This window comes from Vreelandella boliviensis LC1 (assembly GCF_000236035.1).
Classification (GTDB): domain Bacteria; phylum Pseudomonadota; class Gammaproteobacteria; order Pseudomonadales; family Halomonadaceae; genus Vreelandella; species Vreelandella boliviensis.
Genome location: NZ_JH393258.1, coordinates 585,058 through 606,706, shown reverse-complemented (window position 1 = coordinate 606,706; position 21,649 = coordinate 585,058). Strand labels below are relative to the sequence as shown.

Annotated in this window: 20 protein-coding genes and 6 tRNA genes; 9 read left to right on the top strand and 17 right to left on the bottom strand. The window is 55.0% G+C overall.

Annotated features, from left to right (window positions below):
• Positions 1–5: 5 nt before the first annotated feature.
• Complete coding sequence (locus KUC_RS12025) at positions 6–773, bottom strand: DUF1499 domain-containing protein (protein WP_007113470.1); 768 nt, start codon at positions 771–773, stop codon at positions 6–8.
• 115 nt (positions 774–888) lie between these two features.
• On the opposite strand from KUC_RS12025, the gene KUC_RS12020 reads away from it, so the two are divergent.
• A complete protein-coding gene (locus tag KUC_RS12020; protein WP_007113469.1) occupies positions 889–1,248 on the top strand; it encodes a hypothetical protein in 360 nt (119 codons plus the stop codon).
• On the opposite strand, the gene KUC_RS12015 is transcribed toward KUC_RS12020, so the two are convergent.
• Together KUC_RS12015 and KUC_RS12010 are read right to left on the bottom strand one after the other, a co-directional pair.
• A complete protein-coding gene (locus KUC_RS12015; RefSeq protein WP_007113468.1) occupies positions 1,245–1,478 on the bottom strand; it encodes a DUF3820 family protein in 234 nt (77 codons plus the stop codon). The two genes, KUC_RS12020 and KUC_RS12015, sit on opposite strands and share 4 nt — an antisense overlap.
• Before the next feature lie 44 nt (positions 1,479–1,522).
• Complete coding sequence (locus tag KUC_RS12010) at positions 1,523–2,407, bottom strand: LysR family transcriptional regulator (RefSeq protein WP_007113467.1); 885 nt, start codon at positions 2,405–2,407, stop codon at positions 1,523–1,525.
• A 133-nt stretch (positions 2,408–2,540) separates the two neighbouring features.
• Between KUC_RS12010 and KUC_RS12005 the strand changes: the two genes are divergently transcribed.
• Entirely contained in the window at positions 2,541–2,966 is a 426-nt protein-coding gene (locus tag KUC_RS12005) for a VOC family protein (protein ID WP_040480775.1), read from the top strand.
• Between the two features lie 47 nt (positions 2,967–3,013).
• Here KUC_RS12005 and KUC_RS12000 read toward each other — a convergent pair whose 3' ends face one another.
• On the bottom strand, positions 3,014–3,907 hold the full coding sequence (locus KUC_RS12000) for an AraC family transcriptional regulator (protein ID WP_007113465.1): 894 nt from the start codon (positions 3,905–3,907) through the stop codon (positions 3,014–3,016).
• 245 nt (positions 3,908–4,152) lie between these two features.
• Between KUC_RS12000 and KUC_RS11995 the strand changes: the two genes are divergently transcribed.
• Positions 4,153–5,214: an NAD(P)-dependent alcohol dehydrogenase gene (locus KUC_RS11995; protein ID WP_007113464.1), complete on the top strand. Its 1,062-nt coding sequence runs from the start codon at positions 4,153–4,155 to the stop codon at positions 5,212–5,214.
• A 129-nt stretch (positions 5,215–5,343) separates the two neighbouring features.
• Here KUC_RS11995 and lnt read toward each other — a convergent pair whose 3' ends face one another.
• The 5 genes from lnt to miaB all read right to left on the bottom strand — a co-directional run bounded on the left by lnt (position 5,344) and on the right by miaB (position 10,935).
• Positions 5,344–6,825 (bottom strand): apolipoprotein N-acyltransferase, encoded by a 1,482-nt coding sequence (gene lnt / locus KUC_RS11990; RefSeq protein ID WP_007113463.1) that lies wholly within the window; start codon positions 6,823–6,825, stop codon positions 5,344–5,346.
• A 63-nt stretch (positions 6,826–6,888) separates the two neighbouring features.
• Positions 6,889–7,788, bottom strand: coding sequence for a CorC family transporter (locus tag KUC_RS11985; protein ID WP_007113462.1), 900 nt, complete (start codon positions 7,786–7,788; stop codon positions 6,889–6,891).
• Positions 7,789–7,923: 135 nt separating this feature from the next.
• Positions 7,924–8,430 (bottom strand): rRNA maturation RNase YbeY, encoded by a 507-nt coding sequence (ybeY, locus tag KUC_RS11980; protein ID WP_007113461.1) that lies wholly within the window; start codon positions 8,428–8,430, stop codon positions 7,924–7,926.
• Positions 8,427–9,506: a PhoH family protein gene (locus KUC_RS11975; RefSeq protein WP_007113460.1), complete on the bottom strand. Its 1,080-nt coding sequence runs from the start codon at positions 9,504–9,506 to the stop codon at positions 8,427–8,429. The genes ybeY and KUC_RS11975 overlap by 4 nt, the downstream gene beginning before the upstream one ends.
• 85 nt (positions 9,507–9,591) lie before the next feature.
• Complete coding sequence (gene miaB, locus KUC_RS11970) at positions 9,592–10,935, bottom strand: tRNA (N6-isopentenyl adenosine(37)-C2)-methylthiotransferase MiaB (RefSeq protein ID WP_007113459.1); 1,344 nt, start codon at positions 10,933–10,935, stop codon at positions 9,592–9,594.
• A 200-nt stretch (positions 10,936–11,135) separates the two neighbouring features.
• On the opposite strand from miaB, the gene KUC_RS11965 reads away from it, so the two are divergent.
• The 5 genes from KUC_RS11965 to KUC_RS11945 all read left to right on the top strand — a co-directional run bounded on the left by KUC_RS11965 (position 11,136) and on the right by KUC_RS11945 (position 12,308).
• A tRNA-Asn gene (locus KUC_RS11965) sits at positions 11,136–11,211 on the top strand.
• 92 nt (positions 11,212–11,303) lie between these two features.
• A tRNA-Asn gene (locus tag KUC_RS11960) sits at positions 11,304–11,379 on the top strand.
• A gap of 92 nt (positions 11,380–11,471) precedes the next feature.
• Positions 11,472–11,547 (top strand) — tRNA-Asn (locus KUC_RS11955).
• 83 nt (positions 11,548–11,630) lie between these two features.
• Positions 11,631–11,706, top strand: a tRNA-Asn gene (locus KUC_RS11950).
• A 236-nt stretch (positions 11,707–11,942) separates the two neighbouring features.
• Positions 11,943–12,308 (top strand): metalloregulator ArsR/SmtB family transcription factor, encoded by a 366-nt coding sequence (locus tag KUC_RS11945; RefSeq protein ID WP_007113457.1) that lies wholly within the window; start codon positions 11,943–11,945, stop codon positions 12,306–12,308.
• Positions 12,309–12,461: 153 nt separating this feature from the next.
• On the opposite strand, the gene KUC_RS11940 is transcribed toward KUC_RS11945, so the two are convergent.
• Positions 12,462–14,579 carry a carboxy terminal-processing peptidase gene (locus KUC_RS11940; RefSeq protein WP_007113456.1) on the bottom strand — a complete coding sequence of 706 codons (2,118 nt, stop codon included), beginning with the start codon at positions 14,577–14,579 and terminating at the stop codon, positions 12,462–12,464.
• 138 nt (positions 14,580–14,717) lie between these two features.
• Between KUC_RS11940 and KUC_RS11935 the strand changes: the two genes are divergently transcribed.
• On the top strand, positions 14,718–16,019 hold the full coding sequence (locus KUC_RS11935; RefSeq protein WP_007113455.1) for a M18 family aminopeptidase: 1,302 nt from the start codon (positions 14,718–14,720) through the stop codon (positions 16,017–16,019).
• A 90-nt stretch (positions 16,020–16,109) separates the two neighbouring features.
• Here the strand turns inward: KUC_RS11935 and KUC_RS11930 are convergent.
• The 7 genes from KUC_RS11930 to KUC_RS11900 all read right to left on the bottom strand — a co-directional run bounded on the left by KUC_RS11930 (position 16,110) and on the right by KUC_RS11900 (position 21,642).
• Positions 16,110–16,186, bottom strand: a tRNA-Met gene (locus tag KUC_RS11930).
• A 72-nt stretch (positions 16,187–16,258) separates the two neighbouring features.
• Positions 16,259–17,638, bottom strand: a complete 1,380-nt coding sequence (mltF, locus tag KUC_RS11925; RefSeq protein ID WP_007113454.1) for a membrane-bound lytic murein transglycosylase MltF — start codon at positions 17,636–17,638, stop codon at positions 16,259–16,261.
• A 227-nt stretch (positions 17,639–17,865) separates the two neighbouring features.
• Positions 17,866–18,957, bottom strand: coding sequence for a redox-regulated ATPase YchF (ychF, locus tag KUC_RS11920; protein WP_007113453.1), 1,092 nt, complete (start codon positions 18,955–18,957; stop codon positions 17,866–17,868).
• A 103-nt stretch (positions 18,958–19,060) separates the two neighbouring features.
• Positions 19,061–19,648: an aminoacyl-tRNA hydrolase gene (gene pth, locus KUC_RS11915; protein WP_007113452.1), complete on the bottom strand. Its 588-nt coding sequence runs from the start codon at positions 19,646–19,648 to the stop codon at positions 19,061–19,063.
• A gap of 179 nt (positions 19,649–19,827) precedes the next feature.
• Positions 19,828–20,472: a 50S ribosomal protein L25/general stress protein Ctc gene (locus tag KUC_RS11910; protein WP_007113451.1), complete on the bottom strand. Its 645-nt coding sequence runs from the start codon at positions 20,470–20,472 to the stop codon at positions 19,828–19,830.
• Between the two features lie 96 nt (positions 20,473–20,568).
• Positions 20,569–21,510, bottom strand: coding sequence for a ribose-phosphate pyrophosphokinase (locus KUC_RS11905; RefSeq protein WP_175540359.1), 942 nt, complete (start codon positions 21,508–21,510; stop codon positions 20,569–20,571).
• A gap of 57 nt (positions 21,511–21,567) precedes the next feature.
• Positions 21,568–21,642, bottom strand: a tRNA-Gln gene (locus KUC_RS11900).
• Between the last annotated feature and the right edge of the window lie 7 nt (positions 21,643–21,649).

Sequence of the window (21,649 nt, the reverse complement as noted above, 5' to 3'; positions counted from 1 at the left end):
AGGTCTCACTCAAGTCGCGCTTCTAAAGCAGTTAAAAACTGCTCGATACGCGCTGCGTTGGTGCCCACATCGCTGGCACCCAGACGTGACGCAGAGCGCATATCCACCTGCACACCGTTCTCAATCTCGGTTAAACGTATGACCACATCATCCTCAAAGCCAAACCAGCGCGTTGTCGCGGTGGCTTCTATGTGACTGTCGGTAATGCGGGCGATGCGCCAGCCAGCCTCTTCGGCCTCTGCTTGAGCGGCAGCCAGCACTGTTTGCGGGGCTTCGGCCAATACCAGCGGCTTGATATAGGGGTAGGCAGCTTGTTGTTGCTGAGCGGTGGCTTCGCCGGGGTAGTCGACCGCGTTAGGTGCGGCTTCCCGTGCATTAGCTAAAGCTTCAAAGGCAGGCGGGTTCTGCGTATCAGTGGTGATATCGTGAATCGCGGGCACTTGTTGGGCACGCTGCCAATGCTGCCAGGGTACGTAAAGCAGCGCTACAGCGGCGACGATAACCAGAGTGGCCATTAAAGCTGGCTTAGAACGGCGAGTCAGCATACTAAACAGCAGCGCGATAATACTCACCGCTATCGCCCCTCCAGCGGCATAGACGCCGTTGCGCAGTAAGCTAAACGCTTCGCCGAGGCTGATAAGTTCGCCACGATAAGCAGGCCCAGCGCCCGCCATCATCAGTGCCGCCGCCGCTATCAGCAGAATAGCTAAGCCAGCCAGTACGCTTGTCCAGCGGCTACCTCGAGGGCGTGCCTTTGTTAGTCGCGTTACCATTTTCTCTCCTTATTACAGCGTATTTCGTTATTCTTAGCACAACTTCTTCTTAGCACAAACACTATGTCAATGGGCAATGTGAACGTGTTAAAACCTGACGATAGGATGTATATATATGACCGATAACGCAGCCGCTCTCCGCCAGCTACTGCTTAGCGCTCCGCGTGGTTCCCTGCCAATGACGTATCAGCAGGTGGCTAGCGCACTGGCACTCGCACCACCACGCACCATCGCTCAAGTCACCCAGGCGTTAGAGCTATTAATGCGCGAAGACGCCGCACAGCATAAGCCTTTCACCGCGGCACTGGTGGTCAGCCGCCGAGGCGATGGTTTACCCGCAGCTGGCTTTTTTGAACTAGCGGTCGCCTTAGGTCGCTTTCCTGCGGATACCGCACAGCATGAGGTGGCTTACCGCATAGAGTTTCAGCGCGCCCTAAACGAGCGTGAGAACGATTATAAAAACGAGCAGCGTTAAGTTTCGCCACGCTGGCTAGGCGTTTTTCGCAGCGGCTCAAGCAGCGGGCCAAGCCCATTGTGATCAATTTCGTGCATTAGGTGCAGCAGCTGGCCAATTTCCCCTGAGGGAAAACCTTCCCGAGCAAACCAGTTTAAATAGGGGCCGGGGAGGTCGGCGATAAGACGGCCCTCATATTTGCCAAAGGGCATGGTGCGCGTCACTAACTTTTCCAGATCCTCTGGTTTCATGCATTTACTCCTTTGATATTGAACGAAACACCTTAGACGCCATTTTAGACGCCATTATCAGGCTGCTGGGCTATTTCGCCAATCAATTGGGCCAGCGCCCGGGCGGGATCGCTCAAGTGGCCACTGGTCGGATGAATCAGCCCTATGTCGCGGTGAAACGTTCGCTCGCCTAAATCAATCGCCCGCACTCCTGCTGGCCAGCGTTGCTGAGCAATCGCCTGGGGCACCAGGGCAACGCCGACGCCTTTGGCGACCAGCTTCACGATGGCCTCTAGCTCATCGACTTCGCAGACTTCGCGAACGTTGCAGTGGTTATCGCGAAGGAAGCGATCTACCTGCCGTCCCCCAAAGGAGGCGCGGTCGTAGCGGACAAACGGCTGGCGGGTGATCGGCCCCCGCCACTGGTCGCCGTTAATATGGTGCGGCACGATCAACCGAAATGGTTCATGGGCAAGGGGCGTCCAGCGCAAATCGCTGTGCAGTGAAAAGGGTGGGCGAATAATCACCGCCATATCCAGCTCGCCAGCGTCGACTTGGTTCACCAGTTCCATGGAGAGACCAGGCACCACGCGGGTGCGGCATTCGCTATAGGCGTGATGAAAGCGCGCCAGCGCATCGGGCAGTAGCGAGCGCTGTATCGAAGCGATGGCGCCAATATTGACCCGTTGCGTCGCTGGCTGGCCCGCAGAAGCTTCACCCAGCGTGCTATAGAGGGTGAGCAGGGCATGGGCTTGCTTTAACGTCTCTTGTCCACGCTGGGTCAATATGGCGGCGCGCCCCTTACGCTCAAAAAGGTCGGTACCCAGCTCTTCCTCAAGGCGCTTCATTTGTGCGCTTACCGCCGCTTGGGTGAGGCCAACTTTGTTGCCCGCTGCGGCAAAGGTGCCTTCCTGTGCTACCGCAATCAGCGTTTTTAGCTCGCGGATCATTGATCAATCCTTTTTGTGAATCAGCCAAATAGTTATTGATTTTATTTTCCCATGCGCCGCCGTAGGATGAATACAGCGAGGCCGAATAAAGTGCCCGCGAACCTCATAAAACCCAATAATGTGGAGAATGATCATGAGCCTTTCACCCTTCCATCTGGCGATTCCTGTTTACGATGTAGCGCTGGCGCGGGCGTTTTATAACGATGTGTTTGGTTTGGAAGAGGGGCGTTCCAGTGAACAGTGGGTCGACTTTAATTTTTTCGGCCACCAGTTGGTTATTCATGAGCAGCCCAAAACGCCAGGGCAAGAGAGCGCCCACACCAATCCGGTAGATGGGCATAACGTACCGGTGCCGCACTTTGGCGTCATCTTAGAGTGGGACGAGTGGGAAGCCCTGGCCGAGCGCTTGAAAGCGCGGGAAACGCAGTTTGTCATCGAACCGTATATTCGCTTTAAAGGCGAAGTTGGTGAGCAGGCCACCATGTTTCTGCTCGACCCCTGTGGAAACGCCCTGGAGTTCAAGGCGTTTAAAGATATGAGCCAGGTGTTTGCAAAATAAACTTTGCAAAATAACTTTTGCAAAGTCTCGTTGTACTAGACCCAGCATCAGGCCCGTAACGCTTGCTCCTGACGGCGATGCTGAAGCGGGGGCTCGCCAAAGTAGCGTTTATAGTCGCGGCTAAACTGAGGCACGCTGCGGTAACCCACCGCCGCTGCGGCCTGATTAACGTTGTGATTATCCTGCAGCAGCAACTGCTGTGCCTTGATTAAGCGGAGCCGCTTTAAGTACTGGGCCGGTGACGAGCGGGTAATCTGCTTAAAGTGCTGGTGAAACGTCGATGGACTCATATTGGCCTGTGCTGCCAACTGTTCCACGCTAAAGTCGTCGGCAAAATGGGTGTGGAGCTTAGACAGCACCTGCACAATGCGTGAATAGTTACCATGCCCCAGTACCAACGCCCGTAAGGCGGGTCCCTGCTCCCCCTTTAGCGCTTCAAAAACCACATCGCGAATGCGCGCTGTGCCCATGGTGCTGCATTCTACCGCTACATCTAGTGTGCGCGCTAAGCGCAATACGGCCTCCTGCATGCCCTCTGTCATTGCCACTGAGGCCATCGGCAGAGGCGCCTGGGCGTTATGACCGGTATCTCCCATGGCTGTCACCATCTCGCTTAACAGTGCTGGATCCAAGCGTACGGATATACCTAGCAATGGGGCTTCCGGTGAGCCGTAGGTTTCGCACTCAAAGGGTAGTGGCAGCGTTTGGACTAAATAGTGGCCGGGGTCGTAATAGATTTCGCGATCACCGAGATAACCCATTTTGCGCCCCTGGGCAATGATGGTCAGGCTCGGCTCATAGAGAAGCGGTGTACGCACCTGGTGGCGGCTTAAGCAGAGTAACGATACGCCGGGTAGCGGCGTGTCATTGATACCGTCGCCTTTAATGAGTGGCGTGATAACGGTAGCCAGCGCATTGCCAGCCCGAGCGGTGGAGGCCATAGTTGTTTCTCTGGTTTATGGTGGCTTTTGTATGATAATAACGATTTATGGCTGTTTTTTGTTATTTTATTACGTGCTGTCGGAGTAATGGGCAAAAATGGCGTAGCTTCGTTCATCGCTATCCGCATGGATTAGGCCAATACTGTCGGCATGCCTCGCACACGAGGAGAGATTGCTGACATTTAAGGCTGATTTTGAAGGCAGCCTTTTAACGTCTAGTTTTTAAGACATATGGAGCCCTACCGATGAGCCAAGCATTATCCTATGCGGCATTTGCTAACGATAAGCCCTTAGCACCGTTTACGTTTGATCGTCGCCAGCCGCGCCCTGATGACGTAGCGATTGAAATTCTCTACTGCGGCGTCTGCCACAGCGACCTGCACTTTGCCCGCAATGACTGGGGCATGAGCCAGTACCCAGTCGTGCTCGGCCATGAAATTGTCGGCCGTGTGACCTCTGTCGGCGATAAAGTATCGCGCTTTAAAGCCGGTGACTTGGTGGGTGTCGGCTGCATGGTGGACTCATGCCGTACTTGCGCAGCCTGTAAAGACGGCGTAGAGCAGTACTGCCTGGAAGGCTTTACCATGACCTACGGCGGCGAAGATCGTCAGGATGGCACCATGACCCAGGGTGGCTACTCCGACTCCATCGTCGTGAGTGAGCACTTTGTGCTGCAGATGCCTGATGACATCGATCTAGCCTCAGCAGCGCCGATTCTCTGCGCCGGCGTGACCACCTATTCGCCGCTCAAACATCACGGCGTAGGTAAAGGCCATAAAGTCGGTGTGATTGGAATGGGTGGCTTAGGTCACATGGGCGTTAAACTGGCTAAAGCGCTGGGCGCTGAAGTAACGGTTTTCACCCGCTCTGACGCTAAAGTTGAAGAAGCAAAGCGTAACGGTGCTGACCATGTGGTGGTTTCCAGCGACCAGGCACAGATGGATGCGGTGGCTGAAACCTTCGATTTCATGCTCGACACCGTGCCCGTACAGCACGATCTAAACCCTTACCTAACGTCGCTGAAGTATGATGGTACTCACATTATCGTTGGCTTGCTGGAGCCCATTGAGCCAGCCATTGAAGCCTTTAACCTGGTCTTTAAGCGTCGTGTTGTGGCCGGTTCGCTAATTGGTGGCATTGCAGAGACCGAAGAGCTGCTCAAGCTGTGCGCTGATCAAGGCATTACCTGTGATATTGAGATGCTCGATATCAACAACATTAACGAAGGCTTTGAGCGCATGGAAAAAGGCGATGTACGCTATCGTTTCGTGATTGATATGGCGACGCTAAAAAACAGCGCAGCCTAAATGACGGATTGACTAGCTGCCTATCTAGCCACTTAGGTAGGCGGCGATCTTGAGTAGAACAAAACGGCCCGAGTCCTGCAGAGGACTCGGGCCGATTTTCTAGCTAGCCGTTTTAGCGCCGATGGCATTTCAACTTCGTGTATGGCGTGTGGCTCTTGCTGCCACCACGCCGGGCAAGAGCATCAAGCCTGCCAGCAACCAAGCTGGCCAACTACCCAAACGGGTGAACGGTGTCAGGCCTTCCATTGCGTAGAACTCGCCGGTAAGCGTTGCGGTTTCAAACTGTGGGGCGCGTCCAACAATGTGCCCCTTGGAATCGATAATTGCGGTAATGCCGTTGCTTGTGGCGCGTACCACATAGCGACCATTCTCAAGCGCGCGTAGGCGTGCCATTTGCAGGTGCTGGTGGGGGCCAATTGAAGCCCCAAACCAGGTGTCGTTAGACACCGTCATAATCACACCGCTGTCTTGGGCGCGGCGGGCCACTAGTTGCGGGTAAATAATCTCATAGCAGATCGCATTGCCAATATTAACCCCGGCGGCCTGCATCGGTGTTTGTTCTGTTTCACCTTTGGTGAACGTCGACATGGGCAAATCGAAGAAATTGATCGCACCACGCAGCACGCTTTCTAGCGGCAGATACTCACCAAAAGGCACCAGGTGCTCTTTCTGGTAGCTGCCCTCTACGTCGCCTACGCCAATCACGCTATTGAAGTAGCGTTCTTGTTCGTCGCGCTGAACGATGCCGGTGAGTAGGGCGACGTCGGGCGGTAGGTTCGCTTGCACTCGCTCCAGTACCGGTCGGGCCTGGGTCTCCATCATCGGCAGGGCGGTTTCTGGCCAGATGATCAGGTCAACCTCGTCGGCGACTTCGCGGGTGAGTTCGCTGTAGGTATTCGCCGCTGTGCGCTGCCCTTCGGGCGTCCACTTCAACAGCTGCGGCAGATTGCCCTGTAGCAGTGCCACGCGCGTAGGCTCGTCGGCTGGCGTCGTCCACTGGTGGGGGAGTGCCAACGGAATTAACCAAATGGCCGCCAGTGGGGCAAGCGACCACCACTGACGTCGCAGCAGTAGCTCAGCGCCAAGCGCACCAGTAAGAGCGACTAGCAGTGAAAGCAGATAGACGCCGCCAACGGGCGCCCAGGAAGCCAGTGGCGAGTCGACATAGCCAGAGCCCAGCAGCAGCCAAGGAAAGCCGGTAAACAGGTAGGTGCGTAGCACCTCGCCCAATACCCAGGCGCCCGCAAAGCTGATAAACGCGAGTCGGGCGGAGGTAAAGCGCCGGTACAGCCAGAAAGTACCGGCAAAAAATAGCGCCAAAATCGTGACGAACAGTGCGGTTAGGAAAACGGCTAGCGGTACGCCGGTATAGCCATAGTCGTGGATAGAGACATACACCCAGGAGGTGCCGCTGGCGAACAGTGCCACACCGTATAGCCAGCCCTTCAGGGCCGCTTGAGCGGGGGTTAAGGTGTGCAGGCCAATATAGAGCAAACCAATCGCCACTGGGCCTAGCCACCAAAGCTCAAAAGGGGAAGCCGTTAGGGTGGTGAAGCCGCCGGCCACCAGGGCGGCAAGCAGCTGTAACAAAAACACGCGGGGTAAACCCATAGCGATAACCTATCTACGGTAAGGTGCGAGGGAGTGGTTAGAGAGCAGAGTGACAATAAGCGCCTAGGCTGGCTTGTTCTCCTGGTCATCATCCTCTTCATCATCACGACGGGTGTCCCGGTAGGCTTCGAGTAGACGAATGCGCCGAGTGTCGGCATTAAGGATCACAAACCGCCAGCCGCCCAGAATGGTGTGTTCACCGCGCCGAGGTAGATGGCCAAACTGCTGCATCACCAGGCCGCCAACGGTATCGAACTCATCGTCAGAGAACTCGGTGTCAAAGCGTTCGTTGAAGTCTTCGATAGGCGTCAGCGCCCGAATGGCGTAGCGGCCATTCTCTATTTCGCGGATATCGTCCTCTTCGTCGGTATCGTGCTCATCTTCGATGTCGCCGACAATCTGCTCAAGAATATCTTCGATGGTGATAATGCCCGCGGTGCCGCCGTATTCATCCACCACCACCGCCATGTGATTGTGGGTATCCCGAAACTCTTTAAGCAGGCTGTTAAGGCGTTTTGATTCAGGGATAAACATCGCTGGGCGCAAAATGTCATCTAACTTGAAAGCATCGCGCTGGGCCTGGGTCTGGGAGAGCAGGGGGAGTAAATCTTTTACCAGCAGAATGCCTTTTACGTCATCCAGGTTTTCGCCAATCACCGGGTAGCGGGAGTGCCCGGTTTCCTGAATCAGCGGTAGGTAGCCGTCGCTGGTTTGATCCAGGGCGATGGCGGAGACCTGGGAGCGGGGTATCAGCACTTCACGAACCTGCTGATCGCTGATCTCAAGCGCACCCTCGATGATCATAATGGCGTCTTGATCCAGTTTTAACTTCCCTGCGGTATGGCGTAAAAACGTCATCAGTTCATCGCGTGAACTGGGTTCGTCATTGTCTCCGGAAAGGGCGCCAAAGATTTTCTCGAGCCAGGATTTTTGATTGAGGTTGCTCGATCGGTCTTCGCTCATGCGTCAATTCTCTCGTTTGCGGGCAGACAGTTGCTATCTCGTTAGGTAGCTGTTTTATCACTGAAGCGGGGGATAGTACCAGATTCATTGTTACCTGATTTAACGCAGCGCTATCAAATAATAAAGAGTAAGCGCTCAGACGTGATCGCCATTGGGCGCTAGGGTGTTGTCAGCATATGGGTCAGGGATATTCAGCTCGGCCAAAAGATCACGCTCAAACTGCTCCATCTCCTCTGCCTCGTGATCATCAATATGATCGTAGCCCATTAAATGCAGGATGCCATGAATGACCATATGGGCGTAGTGGTGCTCAATCGACTTGCCTTGCTCGCTGGCTTCTTTGGCCACTACGGCATGGCAAATCACCAGGTCGCCGAGTAACGGAAAATCAACACCCGGCGGGCTCTCAAAAGGGAATGACAGCACGTTGGTGGTTTTGTCTTTGCCGCGGTAGTCACGATTGAGCGTTTGGCTTTCGAGCTCATCCACAAAGCGAATAGTCACTTCAAGGCGCTGATCGTCAGGATGGTGGGCAAACACACAGCTCACCCATTGGGTGAGCTGTGTCAGGCTGGGTAGCAGTGGTTCGTCAATCGCCGCCTGACGATCAACGATGCATCCATTCTTTGTACCTTCACTCATCGCGAGCTATCCCAGGAACCTTCACGCGCCTGCATACGTGCGTCACGCTCTTGCTGGCGCACCTCGCGGCGGGCACGCTCTTCCACCTCCTGCTGGGATTCAAACATATCGTAAGCTTCGATAATGCGCTGAACCAGCGGGTGGCGTACCACATCCTTGGCAGCAAAGTGGGTGACGCCGATGCCTTGAGTGTCTTTCAACACGTCAAGAACCTGAATCAGCCCCGAACGCTGGCCTTTGGGTAGGTCGACCTGAGTCACGTCGCCGGTAATGACGGCGGTAGAGCCAAAGCCAATCCGGGTCAGAAACATTTTCATCTGCTCCGGGGTGGTGTTCTGGCTCTCATCCAGAATGATGTAAGAGTTATTGAGCGTACGACCGCGCATATAGGCCAGCGGGGCGATCTCAATCACCTGGCGCTCAATCAGTTTGGCTACCTGCTCAAAACCGATCATTTCATACAGAGCGTCGTAAAGAGGGCGCAGGTAGGGATCAATTTTCTGGGCCAGATCGCCGGGCAGGAAACCAAGTTTTTCACCCGCTTCAACCGCCGGGCGCACGAGTAGAATGCGGCGCACTTCCTGTTGGTTGAGTGCTTCGACCGCGGCGGCAACGGCAAGGTAGGTTTTACCCGTGCCCGCAGGCCCAATGCCAAAGTTGATATCGTGTTCGCGGATGCTGGAGACGTAGCGCTGCTGGTTAAGCCCGCGTGGTTTGATCATGGTGCGCGGTGTGCGCATGATCACTTCATCGCTGCTGCCGTAACCGTCCTCTTCCTCTTCCAGGGCTTCAAGCCCGGACTCTTGTAGGAACAGGTGCACGGTGTCTGCGTCAAGCTCGTTTGCCGCTGTTTCGCGATAGAGGTGTTCCAGCACGTTTGCCGCTGCCTTAATGCGGTTGGCTGGGCCCGCCAGTTGGAACACATTGCCCCGGTTGCGCAGCGTCACATCTAGGCGGCTTTCAATCAGCTTCAAATGCTCGTCCTGCTGGCCGCAAAGGCTAGCAAGGCGCTGCGGATCATTGGGTTCAAGGCTTAAGGTGATGATGCGATTGGCCTGAGGTGTTGGCTGGCTCAAGAGTGGGGAACCCCTCGTTAGTGTGTGTATCGTTCAGCTTACTGCCCCGCCCGAAGCGGGGCAATGATCTGTGATAAGAGAACGATCAATAGCGCTCGGGCGAGGCAAGCTCACCGCGCAGCGAATTGGGGAATGCTTCGGTGATCTCCACATCGACAAAGTAGCCGATGAGCTCGGTGGGGTTGGCGGCGCGGAAGTTAACCACGCGGTTATTCTCGGTACGCCCTGAGAGCTGGCCGGGGTCGCGTGGCGAAAAGCCGTTAACCAGTACGCGCTGCGTACTGCCTACCATGCGACGGCTAATCTGCGCGGTTTGCTGAATAATCCGCTCTTGTAGAATTGCCAAGCGCTGCTTTTTGACGCTTTCCGGGGTTTCATCCGGTAAGCCAGAGGCGGGGGTGCCCGGGCGCGCGGAGTAAACGAAGCTAAACGAGTGATCGAAACCGATTTGATGGATCAAGTTCATCGTCGCTTCAAAATCTTCTTCTGTTTCGCCAGGGAAGCCGATGATGAAGTCAGAGGAGAAGCTGATATCTGGGCGATTGGCACGGATACGCTCCATCTTCTCGATGTATTCGGCCGCCGTATGCCCACGCTTCATGGCGTTAAGAATGCGGTCTGAACCCGACTGTACCGGGAGGTGCAGGTGGCTGACCAGCTCAGGAATATCGGCGAATGCGTCTACGAGGCTATCGGTAAACTCTACCGGGTGTGAGGTGGTAAAGCGGACACGATCAATACCATCGACCGCCGCTACACAGGCAATCAGTTCGGCCAGGTCGATTTCATCGCCAAGCTGGTTCTCTCCGCGGTAGGCGTTGACGTTCTGGCCCAGCAGGTTGATCTCACGCACGCCCTGGTCGGAAAGGTGGATAACTTCGTCCATCACCGCCTCAAAGGGCCGCGAGACCTCTTCACCTCGGGTGTAGGGCACCACGCAGAAGGTGCAATACTTTGAGCACCCCTCCATGATCGACACAAACGCCGTCGCGCCGTCGGAGGTGGGTTTGGGCAGGTGGTCAAACTTTTCGATTTCAGGAAAAGTGACATCCACCGCGGCAATCTGGTTATTGCCACGGGCATCCAGCATCGACGGTACGCGGTGTAGGGTTTGCGGCCCGAACACCATGTCAACATGGGGTGCCCGCTTGCGGATCGCTTCGCCTTCCTGGCTTGCCACGCAGCCACCAACGCCAATCACTAAGTTGGGATTGGCGTCTTTAAGTTTTTTCCAGCGACCCAGCTGATGAAAAACTTTCTCCTGTGCTTTTTCGCGAATCGAGCAGGTGTTTAACAGAATGACATCGGCTTCACGCTCATTATCAGTGAGTTCGAGCTGGTGAGATTCGCCGAGCAGATCCGCCATGCGTGAGGAGTCGTACTCGTTCATTTGGCAGCCGTGCGTTTTGATGAAGAGCTTCTTCGCCATCGGTACCTGTCATCTATGAGTCGTCGGGGGGACGAGGATGAATGGAGTGTTTTCGTGCGGCCGACGGTTACGGTTGCCGAACCGCTATCATTGAGTAGGCGCATTATACGGATACAGGAAACCAGCGGCTAGCGTTCATCCATAATCGATACTTGACCCTAAAGATTCTATGGGTATACTACGCACCGTGTTTGAGCAGTTCCTCGATAGCTCAGTTGGTAGAGCAAATGACTGTTAATCATTGGGTCGCAGGTTCGAGTCCTGCTCGAGGAGCCAATCACTTGCTGATATGTATTAGCATTTTGGCCTAGCTTTAAACACACTGGCGTTTGAAAAGACAGCGCTTACGAAGAAATAGCTTATAATGTTCCTCGATAGCTCAGTTGGTAGAGCAAATGACTGTTAATCATTGGGTCGCAGGTTCGAGTCCTGCTCGAGGAGCCAATCACTTGCTGATATGTATTAGCATTTTGGCCTAGCTTTAAACACACTGGCGTTTGAAAAGACAGCGCTTACGAAGAAATAGCTTATAATGTTCCTCGATAGCTCAGTTGGTAGAGCAAATGACTGTTAATCATTGGGTCGCAGGTTCGAGTCCTGCTCGAGGAGCCAAGTTATATCACTGCTAGTATGTATTTTGCTGCCTCTTCACGGAACGCCGTTTTGATCGGTATGTTGCCCAGGTAGCACATTGTTCCTCGATAGCTCAGTTGGTAGAGCAAATGACTGTTAATCATTGGGTCGCAGGTTCGAGTCCTGCTCGAGGAGCCATTTCGTTTTATCCCCCGCACTCTATATTGCCGGTTAGCTAAATGCTGACAATCTTCCTCTATTGCTACCCATAATTTTTGCATACCCAAATGCTATGTAGTTGCCAGCTAGAGCCTAGGCTATTTTGTCGTGTCTGAAAGATGCGTGTGTCGAATCGTTGCAAGTGTGATTGGCGCTTATCGTTAACCACTCTAGTGACGTAAACTATGCTGATCATCCATTGGTTTAGGAAGTTCATGGTGGGCAACGTCAATGCGCCCCAGGCGCTGCAGGTATTTAAGTGTTTAAGCGATGAAACGCGTTTGATGCTGGTGCTCCTGGTGGCTGAAGAGCAAGAGCTTTGCGTGTGCGAAATGACCCATGCGCTGCAGGAGTCGCAGCCTAAAGTATCGCGCCACTTGGCTCAGTTACGTCAGTGCGGGCTGCTCAGTGATCAGCGCGAAGGGCAGTGGGTCTATTACCGGCTTGCCCCGCAGCTACCTGGCTGGACGCTTGAAATTATTCGCGCAGGCAGTCAGGGCAGTGCCGTTCAGTTAGCAGCACTCACTCAGCGCTTAACTAAAATGGGTGATCGGCCGACTCGTCTTGCAGCGCTGTGTTGAAGGGCTGTTTTGAAGGACTGTTTTGAAGGACTGTTTTTTGAAGGGCTAGCTTGATGCCAGAATCTAAAACGCCGCCCCCTTGTGTGAAGGGGGCGGCGTTATTTTGAACTCAACGTATTGTTTAGCGGTGAGTCTAGTGTTTAACAGGCGCCATTAGCGTTTTGCTGCTAACCGCTGGGTCTCTTGCAGGTGAGCGTAGTCGAGTAGGATCTCAGCCGATTCGAGCACATAGGCACGATCAACGGCCAGTGCTTCATCCTCTTCGCTTTCGTTGTTTTGCGAGGCCTCGGTATCTCCGGTCTCTTCCGTTGCCCCCTCTGTGACATCTGCTCGAGCGTCCATCCACTCATCCAACTCATCAAGGCCCAGCGTGCGGCGGCGTTGGTTTTCCAGCGAGAGCTGCTCGGCTTCCTGGGCTTCCATTTCGCGCTTACGTTGCTCGCGATTTAAACTTACGCTGGTGTGCTGCTCGCGTAACTGGCGGGCCAGCGTGGATTGACGCTCTAAATAGCGGAAGTTAGCGTTGTCCTGGGCGCGAGCATTGTGCTGGGCGATCAGCTTGTCTAGCATGGTTTCAGGTTCGCCATAGCGGCGATACTGGACGTTCTGAACGGTGTCCCAGGCCAGCGCATTATCCAGGCTGCTTTCACCGATACGTTCGGGGTCAATTAGGCTGGGAAAGTCGATATCCGGCTCTACACCGCGGTTCTGGGTGCTATCGCCGGAAATGCGATAGAACTTGGCGCGGGTTAGCTTAATCTGTCCGTGGCTCAGCTCGTTGAGCGTCTGCACGGTGCCTTTGCCGAACGTCGGCGTGCCTAACACTAAACCGCGACCATAATCCTGAATTGCACCGGCAAAGATCTCAGAGGCGGAGGCGGATAGGCGGTTCACCAGCACCCCTAGCGGGCCGTCATAGAGCGTACCTGCTTCGCTGTCACCATAGAGCTGAATACGCCCCTGGGCATCGCGCACTTGTACGGTGGGGCCGCGGTCAATAAACAGGCCGATGAGTGAATTGGCTTCCTGTAGGGCGCCGCCGCCGTTGTTACGCAGGTCAAGAACGATACCTTCCACGCCCTCTTCTTTAAGGCGTTCGACTTCTTTGGCGACATCTCGCGTAGTGCTGCGATACTCCTCTTCACCGGCTTGCCAGGCGTCAAAATCGACGTAGAAAGTAGGGATGTTAATCACCCCTAGGCGGTGAGGCTCGCCATCGCGCTCAACGTCAATGATTTCACTGCTGGCAGCTTGATCTTCAAGGCTGACGGTGTCACGTGTGATCTGAACAGTTTGCGAACGGGTCATATCGACTGCTTGGGCGGGCACCACATCCAGACGAACGACAGAGCCTTTGGGGCCGCGAATCAGATCCACCACATTGTCCAGACGCATGCCGACCACATTGACCATCTCGCCCTCTTCCTGGCCCACGGCGATGATCCGGTCAGCGGGTTCCAATACGCCTGCGCGTTCGGCAGGGCCTCCGGGTACTAGGCTTGCGACTTTAACGTACTCGCCGTCTGACTGGAGCAAGGCGCCAATGCCTTCAAGGGAGAGGCTCATTTGAATATCGAAGGATTCGCCCTGGCGGGGGGAGAGGTAGCCAGTGTGCGGGTCGATGCTGCTAGTGACGGCCGCCATAAGTACGCCAAACACATCTTCAGGTTCGGTTTGCTCCAATCGCGTCAGTTGGCCTTCATAGCGCTGGCGCAAATTTGTTTCAATCTGTTCGTTATCCTGGTCGGTTAGGGCGAGCGTCAAGGCATCATTTTTGAGCCGTTTACGCCATAACTCGTCGAGCTCGCTTTGCCGGGATGCCCAGGGCGCCTCTTCGCGATCAATTTCCAGACGCTCGTTGCTCTCAAAATCAAAACTAAGCCCTATGTCGAGCTGCGCGAGCAGCGACTCAAGGCGTGCGCGCTGCCGCTCACTAAAGGTGTTGTAGAGTTCAAATGCATCTTCCAGATCGCCATTGAAAAGGGCGTCTGCCATGCTTGTCTCTAAGTGGCGATAGGGCTCGATGTCACTGCGCAGCAGGTAGGCACGCTGGCCGTCAAGAATGTCCAAATAGCGTTGGAAAGCGTCCTGCGACCACGTTTCGTCAAAAGTAATATCAGCATAGTGGCCGTAGCGGAGCGAGTCCGCAATTTCCACTGCCGCCTGGCGTTGTTCGTTAGTTGGCTCAAGTTGCGCGAAGGCGGCTGGGCTGGCAATAACCAGCATGACAGCCAGGGCGACCGAACGCGAAAGCGTTGCAAACAAGCTCATCAGTCAAGCTCTCCCGGATTTGTGTACACTCATTCTTCCCTAGACCCGCATGTGACCCATGAGTTGCGTAGGTCGAGGGGGTATTGTAGCAGGTCGCCTGCGCTATGAGACTCAATCATTACAGTTATGAGGATTTCCATGTCCGAGACTTTCAACGCAGATCGTTTAACGCGCCTATGCGATTTTCTGCGCCAATCACCGACCCCGTGGCACGCGGCAGGCAATATGGCTTCGCGATTGGAGCAAGCCGGTTTTCAGCGGCTGGAAGAGAAGGCCAATTGGCAGCTTACACCGGGCAAGCGCTACTACGTTACCCGTAATGACTCGGCAATTATTGCTTTTCAGCTGCCGGAGTCTGAATTAACTGCGCTACGTATGATCGGTGCGCATACTGATAGCCCGGGGCTGCATCTAAAGCCCAACGCCACTCTGTGCTCCGCCGGTTGGTTGCAGTTAGGAGTGCAGGTATACGGAGGTGTTTTGTTGGCGCCGTGGTTTGACCGGGATCTGGGGTTGGCGGGGCGGGTGCATGTGCGCCATGCTGATGGCCGTTTAGAAAGCATATTGCTCAATGTCGACCGCGCGATTGCGATGGTGCCGAGCTTGGCGATTCATCTTGATCGTGACGTGAATAGTGGTCGTCCGATTAATCCTCAGACGCAAATGGCGCCCGTGTTGATGCAAAGCGACACTGCTACGCTAGGCGAGTTGGTGGCGCAATGGCTAGAAGAGCAGCATGGCATGCGTGCTGTGGAAGTGGTTGATTTTGAATTGGGGTTTTACGATGTTCAGCCGCCATCGCTGGTCGGTGTTAAGCAAGAGCTAGTGGCGAGTGCCCGGCTGGATAACCTGCTTTCCTGCTTCATCGGTTTAGAAGCGCTCTTGGCTTGCGATGGCAGCCAAGGCGCTTTGCTGGTAGCCAATGACCATGAGGAAGTCGGTAGTGCCAGTGCCTGTGGTGCCCAAGGCCCTTTCCTGGCGGATGTGTTAAAGCGCATTAATGCCCAGCTCGGGGGAAGTGAAGAGTCGTTGATTCAGTTGATTCAATCGTCTTTGATGATCTCTTGCGATAACGCCCACGCGCTACACCCTAACTTTCGTGATAAGCACGATGAGTGCCACGGTCCGGCGATTAATGGCGGCCCGGTCATCAAGGTGAATTCCAGCCAGCGTTATGCCACCAATAGTGTCACCGGCGCGCTGTTTCGCGATGTATGTCGCGAGGCGGACGTGCCCGTGCAGTCGTTTGTTACCCGGGCGGATATGGGTTGCGGAAGTACGATTGGCCCGATTACCGCCACTGAATTGGGTGTGCCCACCATTGATGTGGGGGTGCCTCAATGGGCGATGCATTCGATTCGGGAAACGGCAGGCACGAAAGATGTTGATTACCTGACCCGCGCGCTAACGCTGTTTTTAAACCGCGCAACCTTGAGATAGCGTTAGATGAGTTCGCACTAAATGATCTAGCAACGAAAAAGCCCGCTGACAGAGTCAGCGGGCTTTTTCTATATTCTTAAGTTCGTCGTTTGGTGGCTACGCCCTGATTTGAACAGGGGACCCCATCATTATGAGTGATGTGCTCTAACCAGCTGAGCTACGTAGCCTTTCAACGGGGGCGGATATTACTCATCAAGGTGCCGTTCGTCAAGCATTTTTGTGCAAGGAGGTACGGCCCGTCAGTCATCCTCTAGCGGGAGCCACACCATTGCGGCACTGATCACGTCCTGGTAGTTACGGATTCGCTGGACATAGTGCACGGGTTCATAGCCCCGCGCATAGCCATAGCGGGTCTGGGGGTAATAGCGCTTGTCAGCCTTTAGCGGCAGTACCTCTTTCATGTCTTCCCAGGAGTCTGGGTTCTTGCCCAATTCGCGGGCCAACTGTCGAGCGTCTAGCACGTGACCACGGCCAATGTTGTAACTTGCCAGGGCTAGGTAGGTGCGATCCGGTTCGGGGAGGGTGTCGGGTAGGCGCTGATGACGGTCAGCGAGATAGCGGGCGCCGCCGTCGATAGCCGCGGCCGGGTTTAAACGATTATCGACACCGAGGGATTCAGCGGTATTTTGGGTTAGCATCATGATGCCGCGCACGCCGGTAGGGGAAACGGCCTGGGGATCCCAGTTCGACTCCTGGTAAGCCAGGGCCGCAAGCAGGTCGGCGGGCATCCCGGTGTCATCCTCGGCCTCTAGGAAGAGGTCGAGGAAGTTAGGCAGGCGCTCGTCGATGCGTTGATTGAGGGCGCGTAGGTCGACGAAATCGAATTCACCGATGTAGGCGTAGTAGTGCTGAATGACTCCCGCGATGTTTTCTTGGCCGTCGCTGCTCTCCATCCATTGATTGGCCAACTCGGCGAGTGCCTGGTGGTCTGGGGGTAAATACCAGCCCAATCGATCACCGCTGGTGAGGTTCATGGCAACCTCCAGGTGCGGGAAGTGACGCCGCACTACCCGAACGATATTGGAGTCGGCCAAGGTGCAGTCGATGCGCTTTTCGGCCACTTCGGTCAGCAATATCTCAGTAGTGCGAGGATCCTCCTCGAAGACGATGCCGGTGTACTGATTGACCAAACTTTGCAGCTTTTCAGCGTAGCTGGAATCCGCCGTGACGCGGATATCGACCCCCGCCATTTCCTCTACCTGGCGTGGCAAGGGGCGCAAATCGCGGTGGCAGACCAGTTGCTCAACGATATTGGTGTGGGTGGGCCCCTGGGTAAAGTGCTCGTCGCGTGAGGGGAGGTGGGTAAGTCCAGCGGCGGCCAGCTGAATCTCACCGTCTTTCAGGGCTTGAAGCACTTCAGAGGTGGACTCGAACAGCTTCCACTCAACCTGCCAGTCGTTGGCGGCGGCGAACGACTCAATCAGGTCGTGCTCCGGCCCGGCGGGTGTCCCATCACGATCAAGGTGGTAAGTGGTGGCGCTGTTGCGGGTGGCTACACTAAGTATCCCGCCTGGCTCGGGCGGTTCGAGTTGTGTGATCGATGGCTCGCTTCCTTCGCAGCCCAGTAGCATGAGCAGCGGAAAGGTGGCGATTAATAGGCGGGGGCGAAAAAATGGCATGTATTAAACGTAGCAGGCTTTTGCGCTGCCAGGAAGGTAGCGCTTAAACGCTAGGCACGCCTATGGGTTGGCAAGGGCGTCAGCAAGAGTGACGAATGCCAAGAACAGTGACTTCCAATAGCAGGGGCTTCAAGACCTTGGGCTTCAAGACCTGGGGCTTCAAGACCTGGGGCTTCAAATACTTGTGGCTGCCCCTATGAAGAGGGCAGCCAGCAGGTAATACTTAGTTACACATTGAACCGGAAGTGCACTACGTCGCCATCTTTGACAATGTACTCTTTGCCTTCCAGGCGCCACTTACCGGCATCTTTAGCACCCTGTTCGCCGCCTAATGAGACAAAATCGTCATAGGCGACAACTTCGGCACGGATGAAGCCTTTTTGAAAGTCGGTGTGAATCACGCCAGCGGCTTCTGGGGCTGTTGCGCCCTCTTTCACTGTCCAGGCGCGAACTTCTTTAACACCGGCAGTGAAGTAGGTCTGCAGGCCCAGCAGTGAGTAACCCGCACGAATCACGCGATCAAGGCCGGGCTCGTCCATGCCCATCTCGCTTAAAAACATCGAGCGCTCTTCGTCATCCAGCTCAGCGATTTCAGCTTCCAACTGATTGCATACGGGTACCACTAGCGCGCCTTCCTCAGCGGCGATTTCATTGACAATATCCAGGTAGGGATTGTTCTCGAAACCGTCTTCATTGACGTTGGCAATGTACATAGTCGGCTTCAGCGTCAAAAAGCCGAAGCTCTTCACCTGGCGCTGCTCTTCTTCGCTTAATCCAAAGCTACGTAGCGGCAAGCCTTCAGCAACATGGGGCTGGATACGATCAAGAATTGCCTTGGTGGCAATGGCATCTTTATCGCCGCCCTTCACCGAGCGAACCAAGCGCTGGCTAGCTTTCTCGACGGTGTCCAGGTCGGCCAGGGCCAACTCTAAATTGATCGTTTCGATATCAGCGCGGGGGTCGACCTGGTTGGCTACGTGGATAACGTTGTCGTTATCGAAGCAGCGCACCACGTGGGCAATCGCCTGGGTTTCACGGATATTGGCCAGGAATTTATTGCCCAAGCCCTCACCTTTGGATGCCCCGGCGACCAAGCCAGCAATGTCGACGAACTCCATAGTGGTCGGCAGTACTTTTTGCGGCTTGACGATCTCAGCGAGCTTATCAAGGCGCGGATCCGGCATCGGAACGATACCCACGTTCGGCTCAATGGTGCAGAAGGGGAAGTTTTCTGCATCAATGCCTGACTTGGTCAGTGCATTAAATAGTGTGGACTTGCCGACGTTAGGCAGGCCGACGATGCCGCAATTGAAACCCATAAAATGTTCCTGAGAATAAGGTGGTAGGGCGTAAAATTATCGCCATTCTACGAGATGCGCTAGCCGTCAGCCACCGGCGTAACTAGCCAGCTTTCGACTGAGTCTATTCTGACTTAAGGCTGTGTAACTGGTTCATGGCTTTGGCCCAGTCTCCCGCTAGCGCTAGTGGCAGCGTAGCGACGCACTCATCCAGGGCGCGAACGATTGCTTCGTGTTCGGCCTTGCCGGGCCGCCCCAGTACATAATTAGTAACCTGACGTGCCTCGCCGGGGTGGCCAATGCCAATCCGTACCCGGTGAAACTGCTTCTGACCGCCTAGTGCACTGATAATATCGCGCAAGCCGTTGTGGCCACCATGCCCGCCGCCGGTTTTGTAGCGTGCCTGGCCGGGGGGGAGGTCGAGTTCGTCGTGGGCGACCAGCAGGTTTTCAGGGGCAAGTTTGAAGAATTGGCTCAAGGCTGCCACCGCGGCACCACTACGATTCATAAAGGTGGCGGGGTTGAGTAGGTGCAGCTCATGGTTGCCTAGACGCACCTTGGCGTAGTGGCCGAAAAATTTCTTTTCCGGGCGCAAATCTGCATGGGCGCTCTGCGCAATAGCATCTACCAGCCAGAATCCGGCATTATGGCGCGTGGCGTCATACTCCGCTCCGGGGTTACCTAATCCAATGATGGCTGTTACCTGGCTCATCTTCCCACCTCATGCAAAATATCCAGAAGACCTATCCAGAAGACCTGTCCAGAAGACATGGTTGACGCCGGGCCAGCGACGGCCCTAAAAAAAATCAAGCGCCGGGGCGCTTGATTCTAACATCATGTCAGCATCATAAGGGCCATGCAGGCATGGCCCCAATAGGATGCTGGGGGCACTTACTCGGCGCTGGTGTCTTCTTCGCCTTCGCTTGCACCGTCTTCATCTTCTTCTTCAGCACGCACTTTTACTTTAGTAACGCTGAGTACTGCATTGTCGTGCTCTTCACCGTGGGAAAGGTCAACCGAGGTGACGCCAGCCGGTAGGGTAAGGTCAGACAAGTGCAGCGTAGTACCGAGTTCTAGTGCGCTGATATCGACTTCCAGATAGTCAGGCAGGTCTTTCGGCAAGCAGCTGATGGCAACTTCGTTGGCCAGTACGTGCAGTTCACCGCCTTGGTCTTTGATACCAACACACGTCTCTTCGCCCGTCACATGCAGCGGCACGTTCATGGTGATTTCGTGAGTCGCATCAACGCGCAGGAAGTCGGCGTGGGTCAGCAACGGCTTGAAGGGGTGACGCTGCAGGTCACGAACAACGACTTGCTCTTCTTTGCCTTCGATCATCAGTTTGATGACCGAGGAGAAGAAAGACTCGTCTTCAATCGCTTTGTAGAAAGCGGTTTTTTCGACAGAGATAGACTGCGCGCCTTTCTCGCCACCGTATACAACGGCCGGCACTTGCTGGTTCGCACGACGCAGGCGGCGGCTCGCACCTTTCCCCAGGTCGTTACGAACGCTGGCTTTCAGGATAAAATCAGACATGGAATTGCCTCTTAGTTTAAGTAAGGAAGACGCCGCAGACCGCGACCAGACGACGACGTTTCCGTGGCCCCAAAAGGGGGCTGTATCGTCAGCGAATTAGTGGAACATTGCGCTGACAGATTCTTCGTTGCTGACCCGGCGAATCGCTTCCGCGATCAGGCCCGCAACGCTCAACTGGCGAATTTTTCCGCTTCGACGTGCAACGTCGGATAGCGGGATGGTGTCGGTCACCACCACTTCATCCAGTACGGAGTTGGTAATATTGTCGACCGCTGGGCCGGACAAAATCGGGTGGGTCGCATAGGCCACTACGCGCTTGGCGCCGTGCTCTTTTAGCGCTTCACCGGCTTTGCACAACGTGCCTGCGGTATCAATCATGTCGTCGACAACGACACAGGTACGACCTTCAATTTCGCCAATGATGTGCATCACCTGGGCTTGGTTAGCCTGGGGGCGACGCTTATCGATAATGGCAAGATCGGCATTTAGCTGTTTGGCGATAGCGCGGGCGCGAACAACACCACCTACATCAGGAGAAACGACGACTAGGTCGCTATAATTCTGACGCTCGATATCATCCAGCAGAATCGGTGAGCCGTAGACGTTATCGACCGGAACATCGAAGAAGCCCTGGATCTGATCAGCGTGTAGATCCATGGTCATCACGCGGTCAACGCCAGCTTTAACCATCATGTCCGCTACTACCTTGGCGGAAATAGGTACCCGTGCGGAGCGCACGCGGCGATCTTGGCGGGCATAGCCAAAGTAGGGCAGTACCGCTGTGATGCGAGTTGCCGAGGCGCGACGCAGTGCGTCGACCATCAGAATCAACTCCATCAAATTGTCATTCGTCGGTGCACAGGTGGATTGCAGGATGAAAACATCCTTACCGCGCACGTTCTCATTGATCTCGACTGCGATTTCGCCGTCGCTGAATTGACCCACCGTAGCATTACCCATACGGCTGTCTAAGCTCTCGGCAATTTTTTGAGCGAGTGCGGGATTAGCATTCCCGGCAAAAACCATCAATTTTGACACGCGCAGCCACCTTTGCAGTGTTGGGGATCAGGGGAAAAACGCAGGCCATTGTTGGGTTGGCTGGGGTACCAGGATTCGAACCTGGGAATGCCGCTACCAAAAAGCGGTGCCTTACCACTTGGCGATACCCCAGCAATAA

Coding starts and splice junctions, on each gene's coding strand:
- KUC_RS12025 (WP_007113470.1), bottom strand. CDS start 773: ATGGTAACGCGACTAACAAAGGCACGCCCTCGAGGTAGCCGCTGGACA.
- KUC_RS12020 (WP_007113469.1), top strand. CDS start 889: ATGACCGATAACGCAGCCGCTCTCCGCCAGCTACTGCTTAGCGCTCCG.
- KUC_RS12015 (WP_007113468.1), bottom strand. CDS start 1,478: ATGAAACCAGAGGATCTGGAAAAGTTAGTGACGCGCACCATGCCCTTT.
- KUC_RS12010 (WP_007113467.1), bottom strand. CDS start 2,407: ATGATCCGCGAGCTAAAAACGCTGATTGCGGTAGCACAGGAAGGCACC.
- KUC_RS12005 (WP_040480775.1), top strand. CDS start 2,541: ATGAGCCTTTCACCCTTCCATCTGGCGATTCCTGTTTACGATGTAGCG.
- KUC_RS12000 (WP_007113465.1), bottom strand. CDS start 3,907: ATGGCCTCCACCGCTCGGGCTGGCAATGCGCTGGCTACCGTTATCACG.
- KUC_RS11995 (WP_007113464.1), top strand. CDS start 4,153: ATGAGCCAAGCATTATCCTATGCGGCATTTGCTAACGATAAGCCCTTA.
- lnt (WP_007113463.1), bottom strand. CDS start 6,825: ATGGGTTTACCCCGCGTGTTTTTGTTACAGCTGCTTGCCGCCCTGGTG.
- KUC_RS11985 (WP_007113462.1), bottom strand. CDS start 7,788: ATGAGCGAAGACCGATCGAGCAACCTCAATCAAAAATCCTGGCTCGAG.
- ybeY (WP_007113461.1), bottom strand. CDS start 8,430: ATGAGTGAAGGTACAAAGAATGGATGCATCGTTGATCGTCAGGCGGCG.
- miaB (WP_007113459.1), bottom strand. CDS start 10,935: ATGGCGAAGAAGCTCTTCATCAAAACGCACGGCTGCCAAATGAACGAG.
- KUC_RS11945 (WP_007113457.1), top strand. CDS start 11,943: ATGGTGGGCAACGTCAATGCGCCCCAGGCGCTGCAGGTATTTAAGTGT.
- KUC_RS11940 (WP_007113456.1), bottom strand. CDS start 14,579: ATGAGCTTGTTTGCAACGCTTTCGCGTTCGGTCGCCCTGGCTGTCATG.
- KUC_RS11935 (WP_007113455.1), top strand. CDS start 14,718: ATGTCCGAGACTTTCAACGCAGATCGTTTAACGCGCCTATGCGATTTT.
- mltF (WP_007113454.1), bottom strand. CDS start 17,638: ATGCCATTTTTTCGCCCCCGCCTATTAATCGCCACCTTTCCGCTGCTC.
- ychF (WP_007113453.1), bottom strand. CDS start 18,957: ATGGGTTTCAATTGCGGCATCGTCGGCCTGCCTAACGTCGGCAAGTCC.
- pth (WP_007113452.1), bottom strand. CDS start 19,648: ATGAGCCAGGTAACAGCCATCATTGGATTAGGTAACCCCGGAGCGGAG.
- KUC_RS11910 (WP_007113451.1), bottom strand. CDS start 20,472: ATGTCTGATTTTATCCTGAAAGCCAGCGTTCGTAACGACCTGGGGAAA.